The sequence below is a fragment of the Candidatus Babeliales bacterium genome (genome assembly GCA_041660205.1).
In the GTDB taxonomy this organism is placed as follows: Bacteria; Babelota; Babeliae; order Babelales; family Chromulinivoraceae; genus JACPFN01.
In genome coordinates, this window is the sequence record JBAZWT010000005.1 from 82,093 (window position 1) to 93,962 (window position 11,870).

The 11,870-nt window shown below is 37.7% G+C and carries 14 protein-coding genes; 8 read left to right on the forward strand and 6 right to left on the reverse strand.

Features of this window, described 5'->3' with window-relative positions:
* Window positions 1–1,086: an alanine racemase gene (gene alr / locus WC747_02775; GenBank protein ID MFA5998914.1), complete on the forward strand. Its 1,086-nt coding sequence runs from the start codon at window positions 1–3 to the stop codon at window positions 1,084–1,086.
* Between the two features lie 131 nt (window positions 1,087–1,217).
* Here the strand turns inward: alr and WC747_02780 are convergent, their stop codons facing one another.
* The 4 genes from WC747_02780 to pheT form a co-directional block, all read right to left on the reverse strand.
* A complete protein-coding gene (locus tag WC747_02780; protein MFA5998915.1) occupies window positions 1,218–1,721 on the reverse strand; it encodes a hypothetical protein in 504 nt (167 codons plus the stop codon).
* Between the two features lie 101 nt (window positions 1,722–1,822).
* Window positions 1,823–2,503 (reverse strand): hypothetical protein, encoded by a 681-nt coding sequence (locus WC747_02785; protein MFA5998916.1) that lies wholly within the window; start codon window positions 2,501–2,503, stop codon window positions 1,823–1,825.
* Window positions 2,500–2,982 carry a signal peptidase II gene (lspA, locus tag WC747_02790; protein ID MFA5998917.1) on the reverse strand — a complete coding sequence of 161 codons (483 nt, stop codon included), beginning with the start codon at window positions 2,980–2,982 and terminating at the stop codon, window positions 2,500–2,502. Before lspA ends, WC747_02785 begins: the two co-directional genes overlap by 4 nt.
* The gene (pheT, locus tag WC747_02795) at window positions 2,963–5,272 is read right to left on the reverse strand and encodes a phenylalanine--tRNA ligase subunit beta (GenBank protein MFA5998918.1); all 2,310 of its coding nucleotides are present in this window, start codon (window positions 5,270–5,272) and stop codon (window positions 2,963–2,965) included. Before pheT ends, lspA begins: the two co-directional genes overlap by 20 nt.
* A 167-nt stretch (window positions 5,273–5,439) precedes the next feature.
* On the opposite strand from pheT, the gene WC747_02800 reads away from it, so the two are divergent.
* The 6 genes from WC747_02800 to murB all read left to right on the forward strand — a co-directional run bounded on the left by WC747_02800 (window position 5,440) and on the right by murB (window position 9,397).
* Window positions 5,440–5,784, forward strand: a complete 345-nt coding sequence (locus WC747_02800; protein MFA5998919.1) for a hypothetical protein — start codon at window positions 5,440–5,442, stop codon at window positions 5,782–5,784.
* Between the two features lies 1 nt (window position 5,785).
* Window positions 5,786–6,289 carry a hypothetical protein gene (locus WC747_02805; GenBank protein ID MFA5998920.1) on the forward strand — a complete coding sequence of 168 codons (504 nt, stop codon included), beginning with the start codon at window positions 5,786–5,788 and terminating at the stop codon, window positions 6,287–6,289.
* A 171-nt stretch (window positions 6,290–6,460) separates the two neighbouring features.
* Entirely contained in the window at window positions 6,461–6,622 is a 162-nt protein-coding gene (gene rpmG / locus WC747_02810) for a 50S ribosomal protein L33 (GenBank protein MFA5998921.1), read from the forward strand.
* A gap of 6 nt (window positions 6,623–6,628) precedes the next feature.
* The gene (locus tag WC747_02815) at window positions 6,629–7,417 is read left to right on the forward strand and encodes a hypothetical protein (protein ID MFA5998922.1); all 789 of its coding nucleotides are present in this window, start codon (window positions 6,629–6,631) and stop codon (window positions 7,415–7,417) included.
* 74 nt (window positions 7,418–7,491) lie between these two features.
* On the forward strand, window positions 7,492–8,394 hold the full coding sequence (locus WC747_02820) for a rhodanese-related sulfurtransferase (GenBank protein ID MFA5998923.1): 903 nt from the start codon (window positions 7,492–7,494) through the stop codon (window positions 8,392–8,394).
* Window positions 8,395–8,419: 25 nt separating this feature from the next.
* A complete protein-coding gene (murB, locus tag WC747_02825; GenBank protein ID MFA5998924.1) occupies window positions 8,420–9,397 on the forward strand; it encodes a UDP-N-acetylmuramate dehydrogenase in 978 nt (325 codons plus the stop codon).
* 18 nt (window positions 9,398–9,415) lie between these two features.
* Here murB and WC747_02830 read toward each other — a convergent pair whose 3' ends face one another.
* Entirely contained in the window at window positions 9,416–10,078 is a 663-nt protein-coding gene (locus WC747_02830; protein MFA5998925.1) for a hypothetical protein, read from the reverse strand.
* Between the two features lie 102 nt (window positions 10,079–10,180).
* On the reverse strand, window positions 10,181–11,260 hold the full coding sequence (locus WC747_02835) for a hypothetical protein (GenBank protein MFA5998926.1): 1,080 nt from the start codon (window positions 11,258–11,260) through the stop codon (window positions 10,181–10,183).
* Window positions 11,261–11,353: 93 nt separating this feature from the next.
* On the opposite strand from WC747_02835, the gene WC747_02840 reads away from it, so the two are divergent.
* On the forward strand, window positions 11,354–11,870 hold a 517-nt coding region (locus WC747_02840), incomplete at its 3' end, for a tRNA-guanine transglycosylase (protein ID MFA5998927.1).

Genomic DNA, 11,870 nt, shown 5'->3' on the forward strand with positions numbered 1-11,870 from the left:
ATGAATCATACGACTTGGATAGAAATTAAAAAATCTGCTCTTGAGCACAATATTAATCAATATCGCCTTTGGCTTCCTAAGCAAACTGGGATCGCTCCTGTGGTCAAGGCAAACGCCTACGGACATGGACTGAAAGAAGTAAGTCTGATTCATGAACAAAGTTCACACGTTACTAGACTGTGCGTTGCAAACACGCAGGAAGGCGTGGAGCTACGACAACATGGAGTCACTAAACCAATTTTAGTTCTTGGTTTTATCAACACATCACTGCAAGATATTGCAGAGCACAGCCTTGATATGGTCGTCTCAGACGTGCAAACCATTAAAGCCTTAAACAAGCTCGGTGAAAAGAATAGTAAAAAAATTAACATTCATTTAAAAATTGATACAGGCCTGTCTCGACTTGGTATCATGCCAGAAGAATTTGAAACCTACATGAACTTAATCAAATCATCTAGTCACGTTTTTCTGCAAGGAATCTGCTCTCATTTAATTGAAGCTTGCAATCAAGATTCAGTACATGAGCAAGAAGAATTACTTCGTCCATTAACGCAAGAAGATGTTCAAATTCACACCATCAATTCTCATGGTAGCCTTGTGAGCAAATATAAATACTCTTTTGCGCGCATTGGAGCTGGACTCTATGGATATTTACCTGAAGCTGATCCAATCAAGCAACAACAGCTTCAACCAATTTTATCTTTAAAAACTCGCGTTATCGGACTCAAAACAATTCCTGCAGGCCAAACTGTTGGCTACGGTCGCACCTACACGGCAAGTAAGCCTGCCACGCTTGCTATTTTAGGCATGGGATATTACGAAGGAATTGATCCTGACCTTGCAAACACCGGCAGAGTTTTAATTCGCGGACAGTTTGCTCCAATCGTTGGCAGAATAAACATGAACTATTTTACCGTTGACGTAACTCACATTCCGCAGACCAAACGTCATGATATCGTCACGGTTTTAGGCCAAGATGGGGATAATGTCTTGAGTGCTTACGACTGGCGAATTGGCGCTAAGAAAAACGTGCGTTTATTTTTAGCACGACTTAATAATTCAGTTCCTAGAATTGTGGTCGAATAATTTAAAAATTGAGCTTAAACTTTTTTAATCAAATTATAAAAAAGCGCCACTCTTATGGCGCTTTTTTATAAAATTTTTAGTTAATTTTTTGGACTAAGTAGTGTTAACTGCCTGTAGTTGCTCTTACGATTTTATAAGCTTTGCGCCGCCGCTGACACCTGATTGATCTGTGGCTGCTGCACTTGCACCGCAAGTAAATTAACCTGCTGCTGCTGCACTTGCGCCGCCAAAAACAATGCATTTATTGCTTGCTGTCGCTGTTGTTGTGACTGTTGTAACGCTATGTACGATCGATGTAGTGATTGTTCTTGCGCTATTCTGCCCAGTTTTACCATACCAAGGCTAAGAGCCGTCATACATATTGAACTATTCAAATCAAATGTTTCTGGATTAATCAAATTAATTGACACAGAAGTTGCTTGAACAATTGCAGTACCTAAGTGAACTGCTGTACAAAAAACAGCATCAGGATCTGAACCAATTCGTTGACTAGTATTTATCGCCTCTTTCATATGAAGACAAGCCATAGCTACGTTTCCACCAATACAAGCTATTTGCACTTTTGACAATTCAGAACATTGTATGTTTTTATATGCACCACCAAAAAGCACTAAAGACAAAAATAGTTTTTTCATGCATTTTTTCCTAATTTAAAAATTATTAAACCTATAATAAGCCTATCAGATTAGCGTTTTTTTACAAATAGCGAGTATTTTTAAACTACTACTCAACCGACCTACAAAGCCCTACAGGCAACAACCATATTGATCGATGCAGGCTTTAATTTGATAAAAATTTTAGCTGCTTCAATTGCTGTTGAACCTGTTGTGCACGAATCATCGACAAGCATGATATGCTTGCCTGCAATATCAAAATCAAACTGCGCAAGCTCAAAAGCCCCTTTGACATTGCACCGTCTATCAACTTGTTCCACCTTTACTTGATACTCAGTTTTTTTAACACGCGCAAGCGCGTGAACTACTGGGATCTTTGAGTACGAAGAAAGACTCTCTGCTATCAATTCAGATTGATTAAATCCGCGTTTCATAGTCCTGGTCCAATGCAGTGGAATAGGAATAAAACAATCAACGTGCACCAGCGACACGACAGATTTTTTCCAAATTAATTCTGCCAGCTTTTCAATGACTGCAGGATCACTGCGATATTTTGCAAAGAGCATAGGACGAAGTGGCTCAGTGTACCGAGATACTGCGTACACCGTTAAAATATAAGAATTATTAAGTTGAAACATTTTAGGAACGATAGGCTCAAGTAACTCTTCGCACTGCTTACACAAAATAACACGAAAAGGACAGTGCCCTCTACAAGAATAACAAAGTGGCGGACAGATCACATATGCGATCAGATCGTACATCAACTTTGCGAAGTGAACTGCAGGATGTTGAAGTAAGTTCACGATTTATCATCACTCAAGAAAAAATAACTTAAAAACAGTGCGCCAATGGTAATGCTCATATCGGCAATGTTAAACACTGGAAAATACCAACCCGAAAGATGGAGCTGAATAAAATCAACAACCCCGCCAAACCATAACCTATCAAAAAAGTTTGACAGGCCGCCTGATAAAATAAGCAAACAAGAGCCCAGCATTTTATGATTGTCTGCAACCAGACGCATGTACCATGCAAAATAAAACAAGACAGAGGCAACAACAATTGTTGTAAACATGACGTACTGCTGATCAAGCCCGCTGCCTATACCCCAGGCAATTCCACGATTGTAGGTGAAATAAATATTAAAAAAAGATGTGATGGTCTGTGTTTCCCATATTTCGTTGACGATCAAATATTTTGTAATTCGATCAAGAAGTAATGGTACGATAAAACATGCCAAAAACAATGTAATGTGCGCTTTTTTAACGGATTTGAGCATCATGTTTTTTTACAACTTTCTGCACAGACTCTGTAACTTCTTCTAGCTCTTTTTTAGTCATAGTTTTTTCAGCATTGCTTATCGTATACCGGAACGTTACTGAGCGATGACCCGCCCATTCTTCTTTCTCAAAGAAATCGACCAACTCAACGGAGCAGATCAATTCATGAGCGCGAGCTATGTCGTTTTTAAGTTCATCAACCGTAACTCTTAACGGAATCAAAAGACTCATGTCATACGTTACATCTTGGTATTTTGACCACGGCTTAAATAGTTTCTTTTGCGGCTGCTGAAGTTGCAAGAATTCTTCATCAAGTTCAAAAATAAATGCTGATCCTGAAACGATTGAATGCATCCACTGCGTCGACATCATTCCAACCCATCCAATGACTTGGTCGCCGACAAACAATTGTGCCACTTTGTGCCCATCGTACCACGCAGGAACTGCACCTAGTGGCTTTTGCCAAATTACTTCAAGGCTAAATAAATCGAACAAGCTTTGTAGTTGATTTTTACAAGCGTAAAAATCAACACTTTTTTTATCAAAAATAATTCCAGCTACTGATTTGAGCTCTGAAATAGCTGTATCTTGTTTTGACCAGATGCGATTGCACTCAAATAAACGAATATTATCTTTACCAGCAGCGTTGAGCTCAACACCTTTGAGCAAATGAGGAATCAAGGAAGTAACAAGCGTCGTCCAATTTTGCGATAAAGGATTTCTCACTTTAACTGCACTATCAAGGTTTAAAGTCAGTCGATCAGTAAATGACGCATCGTACAGCAAATAATCCCTGACTTCATGCATAGACAACGCAAAAGCTAAATGATTTTTAATGCGAGCCACATTGTTTACAACTTGCAAGCTAAATGGCGCCATTGACCTTAGTGGCAGTTGCTGTGCAACGTTTTCAAAACCATACGATCGAATAATTTCTTCTAAAATATCTTCTTGAATGCCAATATCTTTAGTTGTTCGGCTTGTTGGAACCGTTACGTGGTACACACCCGATGTTTTATCAAATGCGACCTGAAAGCCTAGTGCTTTCAACGTTGTTTCAACAAATTCAGACGTAAAGGGTATTCCAATACGTTTTTCAATAAACTCATGCGTTATTTCGCAAACAATCGGCTCAAATGTCTTACCAACAGACACTATCGCTTCCTGGCCGTCAGACAGAATGCCTTCTTGCTCAGCAAGATATAAAAAGCGCTGAATTGCGGTAACATTTTGCATAGGATCAAGATGCTTTTCAAATCGAATTGAAGCTTCAGTTCGTAATTTAAAATGTTGAGCAGTTTTACGAATTACTGCAGGATCAAGTCCAGCAGCTTCAAGAATTATGTTTTTGGTGCCCTGCGTAAAACCAGAATCTTTGCCACCCATAATTCCCACTAGAGCAACGGGACGAGTCCCATCACTTACTACCGTGTCTTGCGTTGTTAATTTTATAGTTTGACCGTCAAGCAGCTGTAAAGTCTCTCCAACTTTTGCTTTGCTAATCACCATCTCTTTTTTGTCAAAACTACGTGCATCAAATGCATGCATTGGGTGCCCAATGTCAAACATCACATAGTTTGTGATATCAACAACACCATTGATTGGTTTTGCATCGACACGAAGTAATCGTATCGCCATCCATATTTGAGAGTCTTTGCTGTGCACGTCGTTGCATGCAAGCGCTGCAAATCGAGTGCATCCTTGTTCATCTTGAATAGATAATTGCAAAGATGACGATTTACTTGACTGAGCAACAGGTCGCTGCGCTAAAACTGCATTTAAAGGTTTAAGTTTAAGATTTAAAAAAGCTGCGATTTCACGAGCTACGCCGTAATGTCCCCACAGATCAGGACGATGATTAATCGATTTATTATCAACTTCTAGTACATAATCAACTGGAGCAATTTTTTCCCTCCAAGATCCGTCAACATACTGCTTTTCAGACACTGATACCGCTGGAAAATGCCCATCTTTTTCACGGTGAAATTCAGACAGATTTACCCAGCGCCAAGAGTTTTCATCTTTAGAAATGAGATATATTTTACCGATCACCGCGTCTGGTCTAGCTGGAAGCTCAAACGAATTATTTAATTCTTGGCAATGTACAGAAACTTTTTGGAAGTCTACAGAAACAATTTTACACAAAAACATTGCTGAAGGATCGCACTGTACGCGCTCAAATGACTCAATTTCTGCAGTTCGTGTGTTAAACAAATGCACCAAAGTATCAACGTTAATATCAGAAAGACAGCAATCAAGATAATCTAAAAGCCACGAAAGTAATATTTTCATGAAAAGCCTTTTTTATAAGAGGAAAGAACAATGAAAACAGTATAAAACAAAACAAATTTCTCACAACTATGAAAACAACCTCACTACCCAATTTGAAACATCTCTTGAAATTCACCATAAAAACAAAGTAAGTTCAAATTATTATTATTTAAAAAGGAGACTTGTTAATGCAAAGATCTGAAAAAGTATTGCAAATCGCATATGCTATTTCAATAGCATGGCTCATAAGCACCTTGATGGCAAACATTGCTGATCTTACTCATCTGGAAAACCTACCTCTATTTTTTTTCTTGGGTGGAGTGGGAGCAATTCTTTTAGTTCTCGGATTATTTAAATTTCAAAAAGGCTTAGGGGCTGGATTAGCGCTTGCTGGACTTAGCTGTGTTTTATGGGGATCTGCTCCCTACTTAAGAGAGTTAGGTGATAATTTAAGATTTGTATTAGCATTTGGAATGTTAATAATTGTTGGATATGCGTTGTATCGATTACAGCGCCAAGAGCAAGGAAAATAAAATGGAAAAAAATATAAAAAGCTCATGGCAACAATGGTTAATCGCATTTACGCTGGTTATTTTAATACCTGCAACGGTATGGCTAGGACTGAAAGCTATTTCTCCTAATATCGATTCTAAAACGTACTATGCAGCTGAAGCAGCTTTTTTCAAAGGTTATAAAGCTTATGGCGCAGAAGAAGAAAGAGCTCAATGGAAAGAGCGAAATACTGACTGGAAAAAAACAGAAACATTTACTATTCATGAACATAAAGTTTGTGTAAACCAATTTATTAGACTGATGACCTATAGCACATTCGCAATAATTTTGTTTTTTTTAGGAGCAATTTTTGCAATGCCTGTAGTAGCAGCTTCCTTCGTGTTCAGTGGATTAATTTTACACATATTATCTAGCTCATCATGCCCAATTGTTTTTGGATTAAACCTAAGAATTATCGAAATTTTATTTGCTTTAATCGGCTTACTCATTGTTTTATGGGCTGCTCGTCGCGACTCTCGTGATTAAAAGATTCAAAAATCTCTATCTAAAAATCAAAGGGTTGGATTTGTTTCCAGCCCTTTTTTACTTTAAAAAATATTCATAATTTCAATGACCCCTAAAACAGTCTAGACTAATTCAAAGATTGTCCTTATAATAAAAGAAAAACAGGTCTTATTTTACAAAGGATTTTAAATCATGGCAAAAAAAGGCAATCGCCAAATCATCAAGATCAAAAGCTCAGCAAGTCCACATTTCTATTCAACTTTCAAAAATAAAGTTAACACAACTGGACGTCTTGAAATCAAAAAATATGACCCTGTTGTAAGACGACATGTCATGTACAAAGAAGAAAAATAAAATTTAATGTTCATTTTTCGCTTCAAAGCTTTGGCAATTAGTTGCCTTGCTTTGTCGTCTTTTTTAAACCTGCACAGCCAACCTGAGCAAGATCGACTCGTTAAAGATCACTATGTAGGCGCTCAAGCATGGTTTGAAAAAATGACTCAAAAATATCCAGTTGCTCAGCTGGATAATGTTTTATTTTGTATTTCCGACCAGTATCTTTCCAGAACAAATACTATTTATTGGCCAGAAAGCCGACTGCGTGCAATCAATACTGCATACATGAAAACTCAAAATTCAAACGATCTAGAAAACATGTTCAAGCAAGACGAATATATTCTTTTGCATGAAGCAGCTCATGTTTTAAAAGATCACAACCAAAAAGGCTACGTAGCGCTTGCTTTAACTTGCGCAGCGTTTGCAGCTTTAAATGGTTACATTCTTAAAAAAGCATTCAAAAAAGACTCTACCAGCTTTAACAAAGTAAAATGTTCTATTGAAGCTCTACTTGGAAACTTGGCTATTTTAACGGCACTTGCTAGCTATGTTCAATTTCAAGAACGGCAAGCTGATGAATTTGTAAACAAATTTGGCGATGACCGGTCTTTGCAAGCTGGCGCCCATTGGCTTACTCGCATTGAGCAATGCATGCTCAAAGATCAACAGTTTTCAGAATTTACAAAAAATTTAATTATTTTATATCAAGACCCTTGGCATCCATTGCCAGAAAGCAGACGTCAAAAAGTACTTGAGGCGCTTGCATTGCGCAACTTAAACAAGTCAAACAGCTTACGGGTACAAATTTCATAGCGCCTAGACAGCTACCTGTATCTCGTGATAAAGTAAAATAAAGTTATAACTCTTAACAAACAGGATAAATGATAATGGGAACAATCCTTCTGTACTACAAATATGTCAACATTCAATATCCAGTTGCTATCCAAAAATGGCAAAGAGAACTTTGTACTACACTGGGACTGACCGGCCGCATTATCCTTGCTCATGAAGGAATTAACGGAACCGTTGGTGGAACAGATGAAGCAACTGCTGCTTACGTCCAAGCAATGAACGAACATCCTTTATTTGGTGATATCGATTTCAAAACAGCACCCGGCGGCTCACACGCATTTCCAAAAATGAAAATCTTTGTAAAAAATGAGATTGTAAATCTTGGTATCGACCCATCAAAACTAACCGTTAAAGATGGTGGCAACCATTTAACACCGGATCAAGTTCATGAACTTCTAACAAATCCTCCACACGACTTAGTTATCTTGGACACTCGAAACAACTATGAATCAGCTGTTGGGACTTTTACAGATTCTATCACTCCAGACATTCGCTACTTTAGACAATTGCCTGGCTACATTGACGAAAACATCGATCAATTCAAAGATAAAACAGTTTTAATGCACTGCACAGGCGGCGTACGCTGTGAGCGCGCAACTGGTTACCTCAACCAAAAACAAGTTGCTAAAAAAGTGTATCAAATCGCTGGTGGCATACACCGCTACATAGAAAAATATCCAGATGGATTTTTCAGAGGTAAAAATTACGTCTTTGATCAACGCATTACCGTTGCGGCAAACAGTGACATCTTGGGATCTTGTCTTCATTGCAAAACTCCAAATGATGAATACTTCAATTGTTTGAATGCTTTATGCAACAAACATTTTATTTCATGTGCTTCATGCATTGATTCATTTCAAAAAACATGTAGCGCGCGATGCAAATTGATGCTTCATGAAAAAAAAGCGCCTGAAAGAATTCCTCTTCAAAAAATTTAGTAGATAACGAGTAAAGGATGATGTCATGGTTAATCAAATACCTCAAAGCCATACTTACGCCATAACCCCTCATATCAAAATTGAGCAAAACGTATCTCTTGCTGATAAAAACTGGTTTAAAACTGGCGGGCTTGCAAAGTTTTACTACGAACCAACTACTCCAGAGCAGTTTGCACAAGCTCTGGGATTTGCTCGTGACAACAAACTTGAAATTTTTGTACTGGGACAAGGTGCCAATATTTTAATCAGCGATGAAGGATTTGATGGCCTGGTAATCCGACCTCGACTTGTCGATATGTCAGCTCAACAGGTTGACGGCCACACAGCACTCGTTAAAGCTGGCGCAGGCACAACCTTTCATGATTTGATCGAATACTGCCTGAATAAAAATTTAACAAACCTAGAAGAATTTAGTGGCATTCCTGGAACTGTTGGCGGATCTGTTTATATTAACCTGCACTACTATGAGTTCTTGCTTGAACAATTTATCGTCAACGCACAGATCATTGCAAAAGAAACTGGCAAAATAATCACCGTAGATCCTGCATGGTTTAAATTTGGATACGATGCATCTAATCTTCAAAACAAAGATTATTATCTCGTCTCTGCCACGTTTCAATTAAAACTCGCTACTGATCTTGAAGTAGCCCGAGCACGAGGCCGTAGAGAAGAAATTATTCGACATAGAGAGCGTCGCTACCCTCAGACAAATACTTGTGGCAGCTTTTTTAGAAATTTTTTACCAAACGAAGTAGAAAACACTGAAAAAAAACTTATTTATGTTGCGTACTATCTTGATAAAATCGGCGTTAAAGGTGAACTCACCGTTGGGGGCGCTACCGTTTCATATCAACATGCAAATATGCTTGTAACCAAACCAAACGCTACGAGCTCTGACATTATTAAAGTTGCTCAAATTATGCAGCAAAAAGTGTTTGAACAGTTTGGGATTAAACCGCAGCCAGAATGCCAACTCATCGGCTTTAAAAATAATCCTTTATAAATAATTGGTCGCTTACTCTTAAGCGACCTTTATTTTTACCGATCTCGGCGAATTTTTTGCTTTTCCGTACTGAGTTGTTCGATTGTTTATTTGCAAACCTATTTTATCTAAAAATGTTGTTGCGTCGGATAATTTTGGCAACTTAGAAATTTGATCATCCTGAGCAGACGAAACTACCACATTAAAACCTTGCGTTTTTGACATCACAGCAGCATCTTGCGACCACAACTGAATTAAGTTTTCTCCATTGTACCAAAGTTGAATAACTACTTTAACTTGGTCGCCAGAAGCTTTTTTATCTCGCATCACAACGTCTGTTAAAATAGGATTGGTAGAAATTAAAATGCAATAACTTCCCATTGCTACCCATCCTTGATCTTGCATATAAGTTTGTAAATCTGAGCCAGTACGTCTCAAAACTGTTTGAGCATGTTGCTCTACCTGAGCTTGCTGCCTTAACCAATACGATTGATTGTTAAAAAGCTGCAACGGCATTTGATCTGATAAAACAAGTCCTTTGGCGTTTGTATCAGCATCGCTGCAATCTGTTGAACCTGTAGAGCCTGAAGGACATGAAAATGTATTTATTTTAATGCTTGAATCGTCCAACCCTTGAAACACAACTGAATGCGCAGGCGTAGCCAACATCAAAGAAATAATTATACATACTAAACGCTTCATACTTTCTCCCTTTTTTATTGGAAAACTAAAATCAATATTAAAAAATATTTATAGAAGAAGTAAAACCTTTTTATTAATCAAGTTTAATGCTGAGTTCGGATTTTAAAAATCAACACCTGTACATTGAAGTCTATTGTTAAATTCCTGCGCATCAGTCCATTGATCATCATCAGAATCTGAAAATTCTTGAGTGCAAACAGTAGACTTAAGTATCACATGACGAATTGAACGGGACTTTGCACACTCATCAAGCCAAGCTTGAACAACAGGAGCCTTTTTTTCTTGCTCAATCATGCTCGATAACTCTTGCATATAACTTACAGGAGCATTTAATGCATGATATGACTCATGCGCTAAACTATCAACAATTACATCTCCACCAGAAATACCAGCTTTAAGATCAGCACGTCGAACAAGAAATTGCTCATATTGTTCTAAAATATTTTGCAAATCTATTTGTGTTTTAGAACTGCGGTATCTACGAGGGTTTAGTACAATTTGACTCATAGTGTGTTTATAAAAACTATCACTATGGATTAAATGTTGCAGCTCTTTATGAAGTATTGCTTGCTGACTACTTGAGCTTAATGTAAAAAATATTGGTAAAATTGTCACACCTTTACAAGACGTAAAAGACGCAACACTATCCCAGCGATGATCTTGCTTAAGAGTGATCAACGTGTGACCATATCCGTGATCTGAAAAAAATTTTTTAATAGGACAAGTAATATCTTTTGGATCTGTCTGACTTCCAGGAAAATTATTTTTTAAATCACGAACATCTGCAGATAAATCACCTACCGTTATTCCAGCTATTTGACAAAAATCTGACAAAATTCGTTCAGACTGTTCTTGTAAAAGTTGATCGTAAAGTTCTCGAACATGATAATTCTTAGATGATACAAAACTTTTATTGCCAATCATGCTATAAACATCATCAAAGTTTTTAGCGTTAACAGGACCCGGAGAATTATCTCGATACTCCGATCCAAGAGGAGATAATGAACCCTCTGAAAAAGCTGTCGATCCTTCTGAGATCGATCCTTCTGAAAATGATTCTTCTGATCGCTGGCGCCTTAATGGCAAGATGTCATTTTGTGCGCTGTATAAAAAACAATCAAACGCAAGTAACGATATAACAATGAAAAAATTAGCTTTATATAAATAGAATCGATAATCCATAGTCACCCCTTGTGTATAAATTTGTAGATATTCGAATGTAAAAGATTTTGGTATACTATCAGAAAATAATCCCCTTTTAAAGCAAAAAATTTCATGAAATCTTACTTTTTTTTCGAAATCATCTACCAATCAAACAAGTCACGAGCTCGGGTCGGAAGAATTCATACTCCTCATGGAATTATTGAAACTCCAAGCTTTGTTGCCGTTGGAACAAATGGAACTTTAAAATCACTCGACAATCATGTTCTTGAAACATTAAATCAACAATTAATGTTTTGTAACACGTATCACATGTTGCTTCATCCGGGTCCTGATGTAGTTGCTGCTGCTGGTGGTCTGCACAAATTTATTGGTCGCTCCAAGCCAATTATCACCGATTCTGGTGGCTTTCAAGTATTTAGCCTTGCATATGGTGGCGTGGCAAGTGAACTTAAAAGCAAGGGTCAGAAAAATACTGGAAATGCCGTTATAAAAATCAATGAAGATGGCGTTGTATTCCGCTCGTATCGCAATGGAGATTTAATCACTTTAACGCCTGAATCATCAGTTCTTGCTCAAAAAAAATTAGGCGCTGATATCATCATCCCATTTGACGAACTACCTCCATACC